General features: G+C 72.0%; 14 protein-coding genes and 1 pseudogene. 8 read left to right on the top strand and 7 right to left on the bottom strand.

The features are described 5' to 3' along the window. Nucleotides 1–83: 83 nt before the first annotated feature. Nucleotides 84–2,912 carry a DEAD/DEAH box helicase gene (locus OG965_RS12520; protein ID WP_371652074.1) on the top strand — a complete coding sequence of 943 codons (2,829 nt, stop codon included), beginning with the start codon at nucleotides 84–86 and terminating at the stop codon, nucleotides 2,910–2,912. 76 nt (nucleotides 2,913–2,988) lie between these two features. Next, nucleotides 2,989–4,224, top strand: a complete 1,236-nt coding sequence (locus OG965_RS12515; RefSeq protein WP_371652072.1) for an SWIM zinc finger family protein — start codon at nucleotides 2,989–2,991, stop codon at nucleotides 4,222–4,224. 27 nt (nucleotides 4,225–4,251) lie between these two features. Here OG965_RS12515 and OG965_RS12510 read toward each other — a convergent pair whose 3' ends face one another. The 4 genes and pseudogenes from OG965_RS12510 to OG965_RS12495 all read right to left on the bottom strand — a co-directional run bounded on the left by OG965_RS12510 (nucleotide 4,252) and on the right by OG965_RS12495 (nucleotide 9,279). After that, a complete protein-coding gene (locus OG965_RS12510) occupies nucleotides 4,252–6,330 on the bottom strand; it encodes a TerD family protein (RefSeq protein WP_371656927.1) in 2,079 nt (692 codons plus the stop codon). Between the two features lie 201 nt (nucleotides 6,331–6,531). Next, nucleotides 6,532–7,106 (bottom strand): annotated as a pseudogene (locus OG965_RS12505) (DNA/RNA helicase domain-containing protein); the annotation flags it as partial. A gap of 194 nt (nucleotides 7,107–7,300) precedes the next feature. Then, on the bottom strand, nucleotides 7,301–7,981 hold the full coding sequence (locus OG965_RS12500; RefSeq protein ID WP_371652070.1) for a DUF2293 domain-containing protein: 681 nt from the start codon (nucleotides 7,979–7,981) through the stop codon (nucleotides 7,301–7,303). An 86-nt stretch (nucleotides 7,982–8,067) separates the two neighbouring features. Next, a complete protein-coding gene (locus OG965_RS12495) occupies nucleotides 8,068–9,279 on the bottom strand; it encodes a pyridoxal phosphate-dependent aminotransferase (protein WP_371652069.1) in 1,212 nt (403 codons plus the stop codon). A gap of 124 nt (nucleotides 9,280–9,403) precedes the next feature. Between OG965_RS12495 and OG965_RS12490 the strand changes: the two genes are divergently transcribed. Both OG965_RS12490 and OG965_RS12485 read left to right on the top strand, forming a co-directional pair. Continuing rightward, on the top strand, nucleotides 9,404–10,057 hold the full coding sequence (locus tag OG965_RS12490) for a winged helix-turn-helix transcriptional regulator (protein WP_371652068.1): 654 nt from the start codon (nucleotides 9,404–9,406) through the stop codon (nucleotides 10,055–10,057). A gap of 90 nt (nucleotides 10,058–10,147) precedes the next feature. Further along, entirely contained in the window at nucleotides 10,148–10,789 is a 642-nt protein-coding gene (locus OG965_RS12485; RefSeq protein ID WP_371652066.1) for a uridine kinase, read from the top strand. Nucleotides 10,790–10,811: 22 nt separating this feature from the next. Here the strand turns inward: OG965_RS12485 and OG965_RS12480 are convergent, their stop codons facing one another. Both OG965_RS12480 and OG965_RS12475 read right to left on the bottom strand, forming a co-directional pair. Further along, on the bottom strand, nucleotides 10,812–11,771 hold the full coding sequence (locus OG965_RS12480; protein WP_371652065.1) for a carbohydrate kinase family protein: 960 nt from the start codon (nucleotides 11,769–11,771) through the stop codon (nucleotides 10,812–10,814). After that, on the bottom strand, nucleotides 11,768–12,673 hold the full coding sequence (locus OG965_RS12475; RefSeq protein ID WP_371652064.1) for a pseudouridine-5'-phosphate glycosidase: 906 nt from the start codon (nucleotides 12,671–12,673) through the stop codon (nucleotides 11,768–11,770). Before OG965_RS12475 ends, OG965_RS12480 begins: the two co-directional genes overlap by 4 nt. A gap of 196 nt (nucleotides 12,674–12,869) precedes the next feature. Here OG965_RS12475 and OG965_RS12470 point away from each other — a divergent pair, with 196 nt between their 5' ends. Beyond that, nucleotides 12,870–13,259 (top strand): cupin domain-containing protein, encoded by a 390-nt coding sequence (locus tag OG965_RS12470; protein ID WP_371652063.1) that lies wholly within the window; start codon nucleotides 12,870–12,872, stop codon nucleotides 13,257–13,259. A 45-nt stretch (nucleotides 13,260–13,304) separates the two neighbouring features. Here the strand turns inward: OG965_RS12470 and OG965_RS12465 are convergent, their stop codons facing one another. Then, nucleotides 13,305–13,883 carry a methylated-DNA--[protein]-cysteine S-methyltransferase gene (locus OG965_RS12465; RefSeq protein WP_371652062.1) on the bottom strand — a complete coding sequence of 193 codons (579 nt, stop codon included), beginning with the start codon at nucleotides 13,881–13,883 and terminating at the stop codon, nucleotides 13,305–13,307. Nucleotides 13,884–14,161: 278 nt separating this feature from the next. On the opposite strand from OG965_RS12465, the gene OG965_RS12460 reads away from it, so the two are divergent. From OG965_RS12460 to OG965_RS12450, 3 genes are all read left to right on the top strand, one after another. Continuing rightward, nucleotides 14,162–15,022: an MHYT domain-containing protein gene (locus tag OG965_RS12460; protein ID WP_371652061.1), complete on the top strand. Its 861-nt coding sequence runs from the start codon at nucleotides 14,162–14,164 to the stop codon at nucleotides 15,020–15,022. A 72-nt stretch (nucleotides 15,023–15,094) separates the two neighbouring features. Continuing rightward, a complete protein-coding gene (uvrB, locus tag OG965_RS12455) occupies nucleotides 15,095–17,227 on the top strand; it encodes an excinuclease ABC subunit UvrB (RefSeq protein ID WP_371652060.1) in 2,133 nt (710 codons plus the stop codon). A gap of 118 nt (nucleotides 17,228–17,345) precedes the next feature. Next, on the top strand, nucleotides 17,346–17,924 hold the full coding sequence (locus tag OG965_RS12450; protein ID WP_067157856.1) for a TerD family protein: 579 nt from the start codon (nucleotides 17,346–17,348) through the stop codon (nucleotides 17,922–17,924). The last annotated feature ends 81 nt before the right edge of the window (nucleotides 17,925–18,005 follow it).

Here is an 18,005-nt window from a genome sequence, read left to right as displayed (position 1 = left end):
TCAGACCCCGCCCGTAAGGTCGTAGAGCAGTCGTGGATCGCGTGCTGATCCACGGCCCTACGCACGAGGGGAGGTGACCTGACATGACGCGGTCCGAGTGGACGACGGCGCTCGCGCCGCTGCCCGGCGTGTCCGCGGCCGCGGTGTTCCTGCCCGCAGGGCTGCCCCGCGAGGGCAAGGTCGCCTTCTGGGACCCGGCGGGCGGCCCGCTGCCCCAGGGCGATCCCGGCGCGGGCGAGGTCACCGAGCTGACCGTGGTGCGGCGCCACGGCAGCGGCGCCGGGCGGCGCACCGTCGCGGCCCGCCTGCTGCCCGTCACCGAGGCCCTGCCCCTGCTGGTCCGGGCCCGGCACCACCCCGCCGCGCACCCCGCGGCCGCCTGCTGGGGCGCAGCCGCGCTGCACGCCCTGCACCTGGTCGCGCGCGGCAGGCTGCTGCCCGGGCTGACCGGGACCGATCACGACGCCTGGCGGGCGGGCCCGCTGGACGCCGACGACATCGCCCAGCTCCGGGCCATCGCCGCCGCCATGCCGTACGAGGCGTACGGAGTCCCGGCGCCGGGCCGTGGCCCGCTGCGGCTGCCCGACCCCGAGGCGCTGGTGCGGGCCTTCCTGGACGCTGTCGCGGACAGCCTGCCGCGCACCCCGGCCGCCGCCCACGCCGTCGGCCCGGCGTTCGCGGCGGCCGCGCCCCAGCACCTGCCCGGCGCGCGCGTGTGGGCGGCGGAGGCGGCGGCAGGCATGGACGCGGGCGTACGGGTGTCCCTGCGCCTGGACCTGTCCGGATACGGGATGTTCGACAGCGACGACGAGGAGGACGCGCGGCGCGCGGGCTCGGCGGTCGTCCAGGTCCACAGCCTCGCCGACCCCACCCTGGTCATCGACGCGGCGGGCCTGTGGGCGGGCGAGCGGTCCGACGCGTTCGGCCCGCGCGCGCGGATCGACGCCCTGCTCGCGCTGCGCCGGGCCGCCCGGGTCTGGCCGCCCCTGAGCCTGCTGCTCGAACGGTCGGTGCCGGATGTGCTGCCGCTCACCGAGAGCGAGCTGTATGACCTGCTCGGCTCGGCTGCGACCCGCCTGGACGCGGCTGGGGTCGCCGTGCACTGGCCGCGCGAGCTGGCCCGCACCCTGAGCGCCACCGCCGTCGTACGGCCCGCGCCGGGCTCGGCGACCGACGGCACGGCGTTCTTCGACGCCGGGGAACTGCTCGCCTTCAACTGGGAGCTGGCGCTCGGCGGCGAGCCGCTCAGCCAGTCCGAGATGGACACCCTGGCCGAGGCCCACCGCCCGATCGTGCGGCTGCGCGGCCAGTGGGTGGTGGCCGACCCCGAGCTCGTACGCAAGGCCAGGAAGCGGGACCTGGGGCTGCTCGACCCCGTGGACGCGCTCTCCGTCGCGCTCACCGGAACCGCCGAGGTCGACGGCGAGACGGTCGAGGCGATCCCCGCCGGCGCGCTGGCCGTTTTGCGCGACCGCCTCACCGAGGGCCCGCAGGGTGGCGTCCAGCCCCCGGGCCTGGACGCCACCCTGCGCGACTACCAGCTGCGCGGCCTCGCCTGGCTGGACCTGATGACCTCGCTCGGCCTCGGTGGCTGCCTCGCGGACGACATGGGTCTGGGCAAGACGATCACCGTGATCGCCCTCCATCTGCGGCGCGCGCGCCCCGAGCCGACGCTGGTGGTCTGCCCGGCCTCGCTGCTCGGCAACTGGCAGCGCGAGATCGCCCGGTTCGCGCCCGGCGTTCCCGTGCGGCGCTTCCACGGCAGCGACCGCAGCCTGGCGGACATGGCGGGCGGCTTCGTCCTCACCACGTACGGCACGATGCGCGGCAGCGCCCCCCAACTGGCCGCGCACACCTGGGGGATGGTCGTCGCGGACGAGGCGCAGCACGTCAAGAACCCGTTCTCGGCGACGGCGAAGGCCCTGCGCACCGTCCCCGCGCCCGCGCGGATCGCGCTCACCGGCACCCCGGTCGAGAACAACCTCTCCGAGCTGTGGGCCCTGCTCGACTGGACGACGCCCGGGCTGCTCGGTCCGCTCAAGTCGTTCCGCGCCCGGCACGCGCGGGCCGTGGAGAACGGTGAGGACGCACAGGCGGCCGAGCGCCTGGCCCGGCTGGTCCGCCCCTTCCTCCTTCGGAGGAAGAAGTCCGACCCGGGCATCGTGCCCGAGCTGCCGCCCAAGACGGAGACCGACCACCCGGTCCCGCTCACCCGCGAACAGGCCTCGCTCTACGAGGCGGTCGTCCGGGAGGCCATGGCCGGGGTCGAGGCCGCCGAGGGCATCGCCCGCCGCGCCCTGATCATGAAGCTGCTGACGGCCCTGAAGCAGATCTGCAACCATCCGGCGCAGTATCTGAAGGAGACCGCGCCCCGGCTGCACGCCCGCTCCGGCAAGCTCACCCTCCTCGACGAACTGCTCGACACGATCCTGGCGGAGGACGGCTCGGTCCTCGTCTTCACCCAGTACGTGTCGATGGCCCGGCTGCTCTCCGCGCACCTCACCGCGCGCGGAGTCCCCTCCCAACTCCTGCACGGCGGAACGCCGGTGGCGGAGCGGGACCGGCTGGTGGACGCGTTCCAGTCCGGCGAGGTCCCCGTCTTCCTGCTCTCCCTGAAGGCGGCCGGCACCGGCCTCAACCTCACCCGGGCGGGCCACGTCGTCCACTACGACCGCTGGTGGAACCCGGCCGTGGAGGAGCAGGCCACCGACCGCGCGTACCGCATCGGCCAGACCCAGCCGGTGCAGGTCCACCGGCTGATCGCGGAAGGCACCGTGGAGGACCGCATCGCGGAGATGCTCGCGGCGAAGCGCGCCCTGGCCGACGCGGTCCTCGGCTCCGGCGAGAGCGCCCTGACCGAACTCACCGACCGCGAGCTCGCGGACCTCATCTCCCTGCGGAGGGGAGCATGAACGCCCACCGGCTCCCCACGCCCGCGCCCCCGACAGGGCTTGCCGCCCCCCGTTCCGCCCCCGAGAGGAGGCCCGTATGAGTCCGCTCCCGACCACCCGGTACGACGACCGCCGCCGCACCTTCCCGGCCCTGGGCGCCCGTTCGGAGCGGACCGGCACGTGGTGGGGTGGGGCCTGGGTCGAGGCGCTGGAGGACCTGGCCCTGGACCCGGCCCGGCTGGCCCGCGGTCGAAAGTACGCGGAGGCGGGCCATGTCGACGCCATCACCGTCACGCCCGGCCGGATCACCGCGTACGTACACGGCTCCCGCCCCCGCCCCTACCGCACGGAACTGCGCCTTCGCACCCTGCCCGACCAGGCGTGGGAGGACTTCCTGGACACGGCGGCCCAGGACCCCTCCCACATCGCGGCGCTGCTCGACAAGGACCTGCCGCACACCCTCGCCGACCGGGTGGACCTGCTCCCCGCCTCCGGCGACCTGGTCCCCGACTGCTCCTGCCCCGACGACGGTTACCCGTGCAAGCACGCCGCGGCGCTCTGCTACCAGACGGCCCGGCTGCTCGACGAGGACCCGTTCGTCCTCCTGCTGATGCGCGGCCGCGGCGAGCAGGAGACGCTCGCCGCGCTCACCCGCCGCAACACCGCCCGGATGGCGGTGGAACGGGAGACCGCCGCGCCCGAACTCCCCACGGTCGCCGCCCGCGAGGCCGTCCGGGCCGCCTCGCGGCCCGAGCTGCCGCCCCCGTTCCCGCCCCCGCCGCGCGCGGGCCATCCGCCGGCCTTCCCCACGCTCCAGGGCGCCCCCGACCCGCTCGCGCTCGATCTGCTGGCCACCGAGGCGGCGGCCCGGGCGCACGCCCTGCTGACCACCGGGGAGGACCCGATCGCGTCCCTGTCGACGTGGCAGGACGCGGTCCGCCTGGCGGCGGCCCACCCGGGCTCCGGCGTGACCTCCACGACCAGGGCGCTGTACGCCGCCCTCTCCCGGGCCACCGGCCGCACCCCCACCGATCTGGCCCGAGCGGTGGCCGCCTGGCGCCAGGGCGGCCTCGCGGCGCTCGCCGTCCTGGAAGCCCCCTGGGACCCTCCGGCGGGCCCCTTCGACCGCGCCCGCCCCGCCCTGACAGCAGCAGGCCACCCCGGCTTCCGCCCCTGGCGCAACCACCTCTCCACCCCCACCACCCAACTCCGCTACGGCCGCGACGGCCTCTGGTACGCGTACGAGTCCGACCCTGGGCGCGAGGACTGGTGGCCGCGGGGGATACCGGGCCCGGATCCGGTGGGGGTACTCAAGGCCTGGTCGGACCGCTGAGGGCCGGGCGGGGGAGGGGAGGGGGGATCAGGCAGCGGCGTCCGGAGCGGCGGCGGACTTGGGGCGCCGTACGGCACGCTGCTCCAGCTTGGCCACCACCGTGGTGTGGAAGCGGTCGACCGCGGCGTCCACGCTGCGGATGAATCCGTTCTCGGAGTTGCCGCGCGTATTACCCACGCTCTTGGAGAGCGACAGCCGGAATCCGGTGATGCGCTCCGGTCCCTTCGGAAGGAGGTCGCCCGGCTCCGGCCGAAGCTTCTCCAACGTCCCGCGCGGGCCGACGGCTGCGCCATCCAGCAGCGTTTGTACATGCAGATCCGCCGGTGCCTCGCTGAGCTGCTTCATGAGCCGCTTCACCCATGAAAGCGGGTAGCCCTGCTCAGGGGCGGGCACCTCGATGGACGTCCGCAGCTTCCCCGTGCGCAGATCAGCGCCGATGCCGAGAATGCCGGGTACGCCGTCGATCCGGATCTCGGCGTCCAGTCTTCCGTCCACGCAGAACCGGTCCGCCACCTCGACGCGGCGCGACTGCGGGTCGGTCCCGCGCTTGGCGCGCTGAACCGGCACGACCTTGGTGCCGAGTTCTCCGCCGAGCCGGAGACAGACTTGGCGTACCAGCCGTTCCCAGCTCTCCACGACCTGCACTGTCCGAGGATCGCCGGGGCACAAAGTCTCTTCGTCGATCCCGTTGCGCACCGGGACCCAGGCCGAGCCCATGTTCTGGAAGCCGTGGCAGCCAGAGTTCTCGTGCTGGAGATAGTGGAGAAGTTCCTGCAGCAGCCAGGCGTGCGACTCCTGGCGTACGCCCTCGTGGCGGAGCAGCATCTGCGCCTGCTGGGTCACCTCAGCCCAGGAGAGGTGCCACAGCGTCACTTTGTGCTTGCGCCGCCCGTCGACCTTCACATCGACCAGCGGGCTTCCTTCGAGGGCCACGTCGTTGGAGAGCGTGATGACGGCCTCGTAACCGCGCCGGGCGGCGATGTCCATGTAGTCCTGGACCTGCTCGGGCTTGAGCGCGTTGCCGTTCGTCTTTGTCTCTACGAGAGCCGTCCATAGTTTTCCGGCACGCTCGACACGAAGGATCCCGTCCGGCCGCTTCGGGTTCTCGCCGTGGGGAAGCGAAACCTCGGTGAAGGTCTCCATGCGCCCGGCGGGCGCGCCGAAGGCGGCGGTGAGCCGGCGCCCGAATTCGGGAACCTGGGCCATCACTGACAACAGGATGGATGTCGCTCGCACTTCACGCTCCCGGTCGCTCTTGAGCGAAGAGGCGGGGAAGAGACGGGCGGTCCGCCAGCTGTCGTTCTCGGCCAGGGAGACTTTTGCCGTTCGGGGGAGAATGACCTTCTTCTTGGCCGTACGCACTCGGCGCGGCGGGGCGGGGGCGGTCGACTCCGGTTCACGCGGCGTCGGGACGGGCAGGGGCGCGGCAGTTGGCTCTGCAACGACCGCCAGCTCGACTGGACCTGACTCTTCCCCGCCCGAGGGGTCGGCGGCCCCGTTCTCTTCGGCGCCCGGTACGTCGTGCTCAGGGGCGTCGGTGATACCGCCCGACTCGTCATCCGCCTCGTCGTCTTCGTCGATCTCGATACCGTAGTCGGTGGCCAGCCCCGCCAGCCCGGTTTCGTAACCCTGACCGACGGCCCGGAACTTCCACTCGTCGTTACGCCGGTAGATCTCGCCGAAGACGAAGGCGCTCTCCACGGTCGCGTCGGCGATGGAGAATCCCAGAACGCCGTCGCCGGATCCATCTGTGAGAGTGAGCCGGATGTTCTCCAACTCGCCGAAATGGGCCCGCTGATGGCGGCTCGCTGCGATTACGGCGCGGTCTACGTCGGCGGGAAGTGCGGTGAGATCGAGCCGGATGCGATCCTCATTGCCGTTCTCGGTCGGAGTCAATCCCAGGAGCTGCACACTGCCGTCGGCCGCGGTGGGGTTGTTGTAGAAGTAGAAGTCGCTGTTGCTGCGGACCTTCCCGCTGGCGTCGATCAGGAGTACGGAGACATCGGCATCGCCTTCACCACTGGGGCTGCTCCAACTCAGGCTCACCATGGCGGAGTCGGCGTGCTCGCTGAGCGAGGACAGGCTGACGTTTGAACCCTTGACCATTTCGTGCACGCGAGATCCCCCCACGGGATGGGAGGGCTGCACGGGCATGGCCGAACTGCCCTCTTTTTCACGGATGTTGAGGCTCTCCCCAAGAGCCTGAAGTGCAGCTTACTCACCTGGAACCTGCAGGCCGAGCCGTATGAGAAAAGACGTCAAGTCTTGTTTCGTATGGCCTGGACCTGCCTGCCGTGGCTCCACAGGCGACGCCGTACGGTCGGTGACTCGGCGGTCACCACGCCACACGAGCTCGGGTCCGGTGATCACGCCGCTCCAGTCACATTCGAAGCCCTGTGTGCTGCAAACGCATCCGATCTAGCCGAATCCAGCGGGATCGGTTACCCAGAGCGCAGCCGAAGGTGCTCCGGCAACCGCGCGGTCGCCGAACACGTTCCACGGTCGAGCCCACCGTCCGATCACGACGTCCGGCGGCAGCGTCTGCCCGGGTGGGACTTCCTTGGTCCATGGCCAGCTGTACCCGGCTGACATCCTCGCCGAATTCCCTCGCTCGCGGCGGCCGTCGAGGAACGCCTCCATTTCCTCGGGAGCGTCGGCGACCAGCAACTCCATCAGGCCGTCGGGATCCCAGGGGAAAGGCCCTCCGGTTCCAGTCCGAGCAGTCGCACCACCCAGCGGACGTAGGCATCACTGCCATCGCACCGGAACTGACTGTCCAGCGGTACGACCCGGCATGCGAGCCCCTTGTCCGTCGCGGTTGCTTGGATCTCCGCCACCGTGCCCATCTCGCCGGGACGCACTACCTGTTGATCGTCAAGGAGGACGAACTGCTCACGCTCGCGTACCTCCTCCGCTGCGAGGGCCATCAGCTGTTTGGAACGGCCCCGCCTCTCCCTGCAGCAGCGCGTCCGCCGCGTCCCCGCCCGGCGCGGGAGCCAGCCGCCGGCGGAGGAGAGGCATGAATTCCCCGCGCCGCTCGCCCGCTGCTGTCGCGGCCTCTCCCCGGCCCGTTGCGCTACGCCCCGTCCGCCGCCCACGCCGCCAGCACCCCCTCGATCCGCGCCGCCACCCGCGCCCGCGCACGGTTGCGTGGCACCCGGGCCATCAGGAGCTCGTCGTAGGGCGTGTCCAGGTGGCGTACGGACGCGCGGACCGCCGCCGTCACCGCGTCCTCGTCCAGGGCTCGGCCCGCCGCGCTGCGGCCCACGCGCCCGCTGCCGCGTAACGAGGCGTGGACCGCGACGTCATGGGCCCGTTCGGGCGGGCAGCCCGGGAACAGGCGCAGGATCTCGGCCTCCAGTGCCGCGGTGAAACGGATGTCCTCGGCGGCCCGCCGGAGTGCGTCGCGGGCGCGGCGGCGCGCGCGGGCCTCCGCGTCGGCCAGACAGCGTTCCTCGGCGTAGGTGAGCGCCGCCTCCTCGACTAGCACGCCCTGGCGTTCGTACCGGCGCCGACGGCGGTGGAAACGGATCACGACGGCCGAGAGCGTGCTCTCCTCGCGGGCGCGGCGCGTCAGGGCCGTGTCACCGCGCGGCAGGAACACGAGATGGCCGAGATCCGCGCAGTCCAGACAGCGCGGGGCGCCCGTGTCCAGGACCAGCCGGGGGAGGGGACCTCGGTCGCACTCGGCGCAGCGGTGATGGCGTCTGGGTTCGATGACGAGAATGGGGCGCCTCCCTCTCCCGCTTCCCCCCACCCTCCCGATCCCGCGATGCGCGTTCGGGTAAACCGCGTGCGCGGGCTACGGACCTGGGGCGCCCGGACTGCACACCCGGTTCCGGACTACTGCCGGTACCCGCTCAAGAACCGCCCGATCCGGCTGATCGCCGCGTCCAGGTCGTCCGCGTGCGGCAGCGTCAGGATCCGGAAGTGGTCCGGGCGCGGCCAGTTGAAGCCCGTGCCCTGGACCACCTGGATCTTCTCGCGCAGCAGCAGGTCAAGTACGAACCGCTCGTCGTCTTCGATCGGGTGAACCTTGGGGTCGATCCGGGGGAACGCGTACAGCGCGCCCTTCGGCTTCACGCAGGACACGCCCGGGATCTCGTTCAGCTTCTCCCAGGCCCGGTTGCGCTGCTCGTACAGCCGCCCGCCCGGCGCGGTCAGCTCCTTGATGGACTGGCGCCCGCCGAGCGCGGCCTGGATGGCGTATTGGGCGGGCGCGTTGGGGCACAGTCGCATGGAGGCGAGCATGGTCAGCCCCTCCAGATAGTTCTTGGCGTGCTGCTGGGGGCCGCTGACGACCAGCCAGCCGGAGCGGAATCCGGCCACGCGGTACGTCTTCGACAGCCCGCTGAAGGTGAGGACGACCAGGTCGGGGGCGAGCGCGGCGGCGGTGTGGGCGACGGCGTCGTCGTAGACGATCTGGTCGTAGATCTCGTCCGCGAACACCATCAGCTGGTGGCGGCGGGCCAGATCGAGGATGCCCTCCAGGATCTCCTTCGGATACACCGCGCCCGTGGGGTTGTTGGGGTTGATGATGACGACGGCCCTGGTGCGGTCGGTGATCTTCGACGCCATGTCGTCGAGGTCGGGGTACCAGTCGGCCGACTCGTCGCAGATGTAGTGGACGGCCTTTCCGCCGGCGAGCGTGGTGACGGCGGTCCAGAGGGGGAAGTCGGGCGCGGGGATGAGGACTTCGTCGCCGTCTTCGAGCAGTGCCTGCACAGCCATGGAGACCAGCTCGGAGACACCGTTGCCGAGGAAGACGTCGTCGACGGAGACGTCCGGCAGGCCCATCGCCTGGTAACGCTGGGCGACGGCGCGGCGGGCCGAGAGGATGCCGCGCGAATCCGTGTAGCCGTGGGCCTGCGGGAGCATCCGGATCATGTCCTGGAGGATCTCCTCCGGCGCCTCGAAGCCGAAGAGCGCCGGGTTGCCGGTGTTCAGGCGCAGCACGCTGTGGCCCGCCTCCTCCAGCGCGTTGGCGTGCTCGATCACCGGGCCGCGGATCTCGTAACAGACCTCGCTCAGCTTGCTCGACTGCCGGAACTCCATGCCGTGGCCCTCCCGCGTTGCCCAGATCCCTCTGGTCCCTCTGGCGTGACTCGCCTGTTCTGCGTCACTTGGTTTTACCAAGTTAGAGCTTGGAAAGTCCAACATGTTGTCTAGACTGCGTTGTATGCCACGTCAGCCACGCCGTCGAAGTTACGACCAGTACTGCGCCGCTGCCCGCGCCCTCGACGCCGTCGGGGACCGGTGGACGCTGCTGATCGTCCGGGAACTCCTCGCCGGACCGCGTCGTTATACAGATCTGCACGCAGATCTGCCGGGCGTCTCCACGGACGTGCTCGCCTCCCGGCTCAAGGACATGGAGCGCGAGGAGCTGGCGACCCGCCGCAAGCTGCCCCCGCCCGCGGCCGCGACGGTGTACGAACTGACCCCGCGCGGACGAGAGTTGCTGCCCGTACTGACCGCCCTCGCGGCGTGGGGCGCGCCGGAACTCGCCGAGCGGCGGCCCACCGACGCAGTGCGCGCGCACTGGTTCGCGATCCCGCTGATCCCCCTGCTGCGGCGCCTGCCGTACGCCCCGGCGGTCCTCGACGTACGCCTGGACGAGGGCGAGTTCCACGTCCGGACCGGCGGGGACGAGGGCGACGGCGGCGCGGTGTACGGGGACGGGTCGGCGCCGGACGCCGACGCCCGGCTCGCCATGGACGCCGACACCTGCCGCGCGCTCGCGGAAGGCACGCTGACGGTCGAGGAGGGCGTCAAGACCGGGCGGATCGAGGTGACGGGCGAGGGGCCCGTCGCGGCGGCACTGCGGGGCGAGTGACCGCCCGCCGTACGGCATGGCCGTACGCAACGTCTCTGTGCACTCCGGGGCCGCAGCCGCACCCGTCGGAGCAGCCCGCATCATGGAGGCGTGCGACTCGAAGCGATCACATGGGAACGGCTGACCGAGGCCCTGGCGGAACGGGCCGTGGACGCGCAGGCCGAGGGCGACGTCCCCTGGCTGCGCGTCGGCGTCGACGGGGCGCCCGCGGCCCGTCCCGGTGAGCTGGCGCAGTCGCTCGCCGAGGCGCTGCGCGTACGGGGGCGGTCGGTGCTCGCCCTGTCCACGGAGGGCTTCCTGCGGCCCGCCTCGCTGCGCTACGAGTACGGCCGCGAGGACCCGGACACGTACTTCGACGGCTGGTTCGACACCGCCGCGCTCTGGCGGGAGGTGTTCGATCCGCTGGAGGCCGGGGGCAGCGGTCGGGTGCTGCCCGACCTCTGGGACCCGGTGACGGACCGAGCGACCCGGAGCGAGTACCGGCTCCTCCCGAAGGGAGGAGTGCTGCTGGTGCACGGGCCGTTGCTCCTGGGGCGCTGGTTCCCCTTCGACCTCACCGTCCACGTTCGTCTCTCGCCGGGCGCGCTGCGGCGGCGCACGGAGGACGGCGCCCGGTGGACGCTGTCCGCGTTCGAGCGGTACGAGGAGGAGGTGCGGCCCGCCGAGGCCGCCGACGTGGTCGTGCGCGCCGACGACCCCAGGCATCCGGCATGGAACGGCACGGCCCGCTAGCGGATCGGTCGGGTACGGGCGATCAGTCGGGTACGGGCGGCCGTCCGCCCACTACCGTCACCGCCTCCGCGCCCGCCCGGCAGCCGGCCGCCGCCGCCTCGGCCGGGCCCGCGCCCGCGAGGAGGGCGGCGAGGAAGCCGCCGGTGAAGGCGTCGCCCGCGCCCGTCGAGTCGACGGCGGCCGCGTCCGGCGGCGGGGCCGCCACCCGGGCGACGACCTCGCCGGCCACCGCCACCAGCGCCCCGGCCGCCCCGAGCGTGACCGCGACCAGCGGGAACCTACGGCTCAACTCCGCGGCGGCTCCCGCCGGTTCGGCTAGCCCGGTGAGCAGCCGCGCCTCGTCGGCGTTGGGCAGCAGCACCTCCACGCCCTTGGCCGCCGCCAGGAACCGCTCGACGCCCAGCTCGGCCAGGAACCCCGCCGACGCGGGGTCCAGGCTCACCGGAATCCCGGCGTCCAGCGCCGACCGGCAGGCGGTGAGGGCCAGTTCGCGGCTCGTGTCGGCGAAGAACAGATAGCCGGAGAGGTGCAGCCGGCCGACGCCGTCCAGGAACGCGGGGTTCCAGTCGGCGGGGGATATGCGCAGCACGGCGCCGCTGTCGGTGAGGAAGGTGCGCTCGGCGGTCGCGGTGTCGACCAGCGAGACGACGGTGGCGGTGGGCGCCGCCGGGTCCGGGATCAGCAGCGGCCGTACGCCCGCGCGCCGCAGCCGGCGCTTGTGCCAGGCCAGCGCGTCGCTCCCGACCCGGCCCAGGACGCGTACGTCCGCGCAGCCCGAACGGGCGGCCCAGCAGGCCGCGTTGGCTCCTGCTCCGCCCGGGACCGTACGGATCTCGGCCGCCGTGTCCGTGGCGGGCGCCAGCGGCCCCCGGTGCCGGGCGACGACGTCGGTCACCACGTCCCCGACGACCAGGAGGCCGCGGGGCGCGCCGCCGCCGGGGGCCGCCGCGCCCTGCCCCGTCCCGGCGGGCGCATCGGTCACAGCGCCGCCGCGATCGCCGCCGCGAGCCGTACGTTGCCGCGCACCGCCGCCACGTTCGCCTTCAGGGAGGCCCCGCCGGTGTGCCGCACCAGATGGTCGAGCAGGAACGGGGTGACGGCCTGGCCCGTGATCCCCTGCTCCCGGCACGCGGCCAGGGCCTGGGCCAGCACCCGGTCGTGCAGTTCGGGATCGAGCTGTTCGGCCTCCGGCACCGGATTGGCCACGATCAGCGCCGAGTCGGGGCCGATCGCGTCATGGGACCGCAGTACGTCGGCGGCCTCCTCGGGGGTCCGCACCGTCCAGTCGACCGGCTCGCCGGAGTCGGCCAGATAGAACCCCGGGAAGCGGTCCGTTCCGTAGCCGACCACCCCGATGCCCAGTGTCTCCAGCCGTTGCAGCGTCGCCGGTACGTCGAGGATCGACTTCACCCCCGCGCACACCACCGCGACCGGCGTCCGGGCGAGGAGCCGCAGGTCCGCCGACTCGTCCTGGGTCTCGGTCCAGCCTCGGTGGACGCCGCCGAGCCCGCCGGTGGCGAAGACGCGGATGTCCGCCCAGTGGGCCAGATACGCGGTCGCGGAGACGGTGGTGGCCCCGCTCGCGCCCGTGGCCAGCGCCATCGGCAGATCGCGGTGGCCGAGCTTGCGCAGCCCGCCGCCCGCGACCCGCTCCAACTGGTCCTTGTCCAGGCCGGCATAGGGCCGCCCGTCCAGGACCGCGATCGTGGCGGGGACGGCGCCCCCGGCCCGTACCAGCTCCTCCAGCTCCGTCGCCACCCGCAGATTGCGCGGGCGCGGCAGTCCGTGCGCGATGATCGTGGACTCCAGAGCGACCACGGGACGGCCCTCGGCGAGGGCGTCGCGCACCTCTTCGGACACCTTGAGTACGTCGTCGTAGGACATGCACCATCCCTGGCGCGCCCGCGCACCGTGTAAACGTCTCTCCTGCGATCACCTGTGCGAGGCGCGCGGAGGCGGCGGCCGCGAGGCCTACGGGGCCCGCCCCCGCGACCCACTCACGGGGAGTCTGCTCCCGGTCGGCGGTTCCGGCCAGAGGCGGCGTCGAGGACGTCGAAGGACATGGCTAGATTGGCGCGCCATGACGACCAATGATCACATCGAGACCCCTTCCGTTGTCGCGGCCGCACCGGCCTCGTTCGTTGTCCACATCCCGGACGCCGAGCTGGAGCCGGAGCCCCTGGACCCCGGCCAGATCGTCTCGGGCTCCCCCGAGGTCACCGGCAAGGTGCTCTGGGAGTCGCCCGACGGCAAGCAGGTGCGCGGCATCTGGCAGATCACTCCCGGCGTGGTGACCGACACCGAGGCCAATGAGCTCTTCGTGGTGGTCAGCGGGCGCGCGACCGTCGAGGTGGCGGGCGGCGACACCCTGGAGCTCGGCCCCGGCGACGCGTGCGTGCTGCGCGAGGGCGACCGGACGACGTGGACCGTGCACGAGACGCTGCGCAAGGCGTACCACATCAGCCTCTAGCACCCCCCCCAGTGCCTTCGCGGTGCCCGGCCCGGCCTGGAGCGCTCAGAACAGAGGCTGCGGAAGCACCCCTTCCAGGGCGAGCAGCTGCCGCTTGGTCTCCAGGCCGCCGCCGAACCCGCCGAGCCCGCCGTCGCTCTCCACCACCCGGTGGCAGGGCACCACGACCGGCAGCGGGTTGGACCCCATCGCGGCGCCCACCGCCTGCGCCGCCCGGGGCTGGCCGACCCGGTCGGCGAGGTCGCCGTACCCCACCACCGTCCCGTATGGAACGGTCGCCTCCAGCTCGCGGAGCACCTGGCGGTTGAACCCGGAGGACAGCGACCAGTCCAGCGGCAGCTCGAACGCGCGCAGGTCACCCGCGAAGTACGCCTCCAGCTGGCGTATGGGCTCGGCCAGCGGGCCCGTCCCGCCGGGGCCGGCCGGGACCGGCTCGGCCCCCAGCCGGGCCGCCAGGCCGCGCAGCGCCCTGTCCCGGACCGCCTCCCGGGCGTGGAAGGCCACGTTCACCAGCCCCTGGTCGGTCGCGGCGAGCAGCAGGGGGCCGATGTCGCTGCCGACGACCGCCCACACCACCCGCTCCGGCCCCCGCGAGGCCCGCTCGAACTGCTCGTCGCTGTTCATGTCGCCACCGTACGACCCGCCACTGACAACGCCCGCGGGCCGGCCGAGGGCGCCGGTCCGTCCGGTCACCGGAGGGCCGGTCGCCGCCCATCGGACGGGCCCGGCCACGCTCTCCGAACCGCCGGAAACGGACCCCCCGGGTCCGGGGTGTCGACAAATTGGCGTGAAAATGTTTGCCTGTCGCTCGGCGAGCCTTAATGTCGCCCCGAACCAGGGCCTCCGCGACAGCAGTCGGCCTCTTCAGTCGGTAGTCGGTACGGGGTGAAGGGCACACGCATATGCACGGGACGGTCGACGGCTTCACCTATGGCCTCGTCACGCCAGTCGTGGCGTTCCTCATGGCCTGTCTGGGCGGTGCGCTCGGGCTGCGCTGCACGGCCAGGTCACTGCGGGCCGACCGGCCCTTCAGAGCGCTCTGGCTGGCGCTCGGCGCCACCTCCATAGGCTCCGGCATATGGACCATGCACTTCATCGCGATGATGGGCTTCACGGTCCGCCAGGAGGTGCTGAGCTACGACCGGCCGATCACGTTCGCCAGCCTGGGCCTGGCCGTCGTCATGGTCGGCATCGGCATCTTCATCGTCGGCTACCGGGGGGCCACACCCCTGGCCCTGGTCACCGGCGGGACCATCACCGGGCTCGGCGTGGCGTCGATGCACTACCTCGGGATGGCCGGAATTCGACTGCACGGCGAGTTCGCGTACAACACCCTCACCGTCAGCCTCTCCGTGGTGATCGCGGTCGTCGCGGCCACCGCCGCCCTCTGGGCGGCCGTCTCGGTCAACGGCTTCCTGGCCAGCCTCGGCGCCAGCGTCGTCATGGGCCTCGCCGTGAGCGGCATGCACTACACGGGGATGGCCGCGCTCAGCGTCCATCTGCACGACGGAGCGGGCACCGCCGCCGGGGACTCCTCCGCCACCGTGCTCGCGCCGATGCTCATCGGCCCGGTCGCGTTCCTGGTGCTCGCGGGCGTCGTCGTGATGTTCGACCCGCTCGTGGTGATGGGCAAGCCCGAGTGGGAGAAGCGGCCGCCCCGCCCGGCGCCCGTCCCCCGCCATCTGCCCTCGTTCCCGGACCGGACCGAGTGGGCCGCCCCGCACCGGCCGGGCGAGGGCTCTTCGTCGCCGCACGACTGGTGACCCGGGGGCCGGGCGAGCCCGCGTCCGGGCCGATCGCGCCCGACTGTCAGTGGGGGGTCGTACGGTGGTTCCATGCGGCCCGTTTCCAAGATCGAACGTACGGTGGCGCCTTTCGAGGTCGTCAGCCCCTACCAGCCCAGCGGCGACCAGCCGGCGGCCATCGCCGAGCTGGAGCGGCGCATCCGTGCAGGTGAGAAGGATGTCGTCCTGCTGGGCGCGACCGGCACCGGAAAGTCGGCGACGACTGCCTGGATGATCGAGAAGCTCCAGCGCCCCACGCTCGTCATGGCGCCGAACAAGACGCTGGCGGCCCAGCTGGCGAACGAGTTCCGCGAGCTCCTGCCCAACAACGCCGTCGAGTACTTCGTGTCGTACTACGACTACTACCAGCCCGAGGCGTACGTCCCGCAGTCGGACACGTACATCGAGAAGGACTCCTCGATCAACGAGGAGGTCGAGCGGCTGCGCCACTCGGCGACGAACTCGCTGCTGACCCGCCGCGACGTGATCGTCGTGGCCTCCGTCTCGTGCATCTACGGCCTGGGCACGCCGCAGGAGTACGTCGACCGGATGGTGCCGCTGAAGGTCGGCGAGGAGATCGACCGCGACCAGCTGCTGCGCCGCTTCGTCGACATCCAGTACACGCGCAACGACGTGGCCTTCTCGCGCGGCACGTTCCGGGTGCGCGGTGACACCATCGAGATCTTCCCGGTCTACGAGGAGCTGGCCGTCCGGATCGAGATGTTCGGCGACGAGATCGAGGCGCTGTCCACGCTCCACCCGCTCACCGGCGAGATCATCAGCGAGGACCGGGAGCTCTACGTCTTCCCCGCCAGCCACTACGTGGCAGGGCCGGAGCGCATGGAGAAGGCGGTCACCGGCATCGAGCAGGAGCTGGAGCAGCGCCTGGCCGAGCTGGACAAGCAGGGCAAGCTCCTGGAGGCCCAGCGGCTGCGGATGCGCACCACGTACGACATCGAGATGCTGCGCCAGATCGGCAGCTGCTCGGGCGTCGAGAACTACTCGATGCACTTCGACGGCCGCGACCCCGGCACCGCGCCCAACACGCTGCTCGACTACTTCCCGGACGACTTCCTGCTCGTCCTCGACGAGTCGCACGTGACCGTCCCCCAGATCGGCGCGATGTACGAGGGGGACGCCTCCCGCAAGCGCACCCTGGTCGACCACGGCTTCCGGCTGCCCTCCGCGATGGACAACCGGCCGCTGAAGTGGGAGGAGTTCCTGGGTCGCGTCGACCAGACCGTCTACCTCTCGGCGACGCCCGGCAAGTACGAGCTGTCGCGCGGCGACGGCTTCGTGGAGCAGATCATCCGCCCCACCGGCCTGGTCGACCCGGAGGTCGTGGTCAAGCCCACCGAGGGGCAGATCGACGACCTGGTGCACGAGATCCGCAAGCGCACCGAGAAGGACGAGCGCGTCCTGGTCACCACCCTCACCAAGAAGATGGCCGAGGACCTGACCGACTACTTCCTGGAGATGGGCATCCAGGTGCGGTACCTGCACAGCGACGTCGACACGCTGCGCCGCGTCGAGCTGCTGCGGGAGCTGCGGGCGGGCGAGTTCGACGTGCTGGTCGGCATCAACCTGCTCCGCGAGGGCCTGGACCTGCCCGAGGTGTCGCTGGTCGCGATCCTCGACGCCGACAAGGAGGGCTTCCTCCGCTCGGGCACCTCGCTGATCCAGACCATCGGCCGCGCGGCGCGCAACGTCTCCGGCCAGGTCCACATGTACGCCGACAGGATCACCCCGTCGATGGAGAAGGCCATCGAGGAGACCAACCGCCGCCGGGAGAAGCAGGTCGCGTACAACAAGGAGCGCGGCATCGACCCGCAGCCGCTGCGGAAGAAGATCAACGACATCGTCGCGACCATCGCGCGCGAGGAGGTCGACACCGAGCAGCTGCTCGGCTCCGGCTACCGCAAGGCGAAGGACGGCAAGGGCGCCAAGGCGCCGGTCCCCGCGCTCGGTGGCAAGGCGGCGAAGTCGAAGGCGAAGGCGGGCAAGGGCGGCGAGGTCCTCACCGACCGCCCGGCCGCCGAACTCGCCGAGCAGATCGAGGAGATGACCGACCGAATGCGGGCCGCCGCCGCCGAGTTGCAGTTCGAGATCGCCGCCAGATTGCGCGACGAAGTCGGGGAGCTGAAGAAGGAGTTGCGGCAGATGCGGGAGGCGGGTCAGGCCTGACGGTCCGCCACTCGCTGTGTTGCAAGACCGACACAAATCCGCCCTGCGCGGTGGCGCACATCGCGCCACTGCGTAGGGTCGGGCCGAGAACGTAAGAAATGCGGAGAGGGGACAGCGCGTGACGGTCAATCTGACCAAGGGCCAGGCCATCAGCCTGGAGAAGCAGGGTGGCGGCACCCTGACCGCGGTGCGGATGGGGCTCGGTTGGCAGGCGGCGCCGCGCCGCGGCCTGTTCGGCTCGCGCACCCGGGAGATCGACCTGGACGCCTCGGCGGTGCTCTTCGCCGACAAGCAGCCGGTGGACGTGGTGTTCTTCCGCCACCTCGTCAGTGACGACGGCTCGGTCCGGCACACCGGCGACAACCTGGTGGGCGGCGCGGGCCAGGGCGGCGACGACGAGTCGATCCTCGTCGACCTCCAGCGCGTCCCGGTCCACATCGACCAGATCGTCTTCACGGTGAACTCGTTCACCGGCCAGACGTTCCAGGAAGTGCAGAACGCGTTCTGCCGCATCGTCGACGAGAGCAACGGCCAGGAGCTGGCGCGCTACACGCTGGACGGCGGCGGTCAGTACACGGCGCAGATCATGGCCAAGGTGCACCGCGCGGGCACGGGCTGGCAGATGACCGCCATCGGCAACCCGTCCAACGGCCGCACCTTCCAGGACCTGATGCCGGCGATCCTGCCGCATCTGTAGACGCGGCCGTACGCAGGCACCACCGGCCATCACGGCCGTAACCGCAGCTCCCGGAGGCCAGGCCGCCGGGAGCTGCCCCGC

The organism is Streptomyces sp. NBC_00224 (assembly GCF_041435195.1).
Lineage (GTDB): Bacteria > Actinomycetota > Actinomycetes > Streptomycetales > Streptomycetaceae > Streptomyces.
The sequence above is the reverse complement of the archived record's forward strand: the minus strand, read 5'-3'. Positions and strand labels throughout refer to the sequence as shown.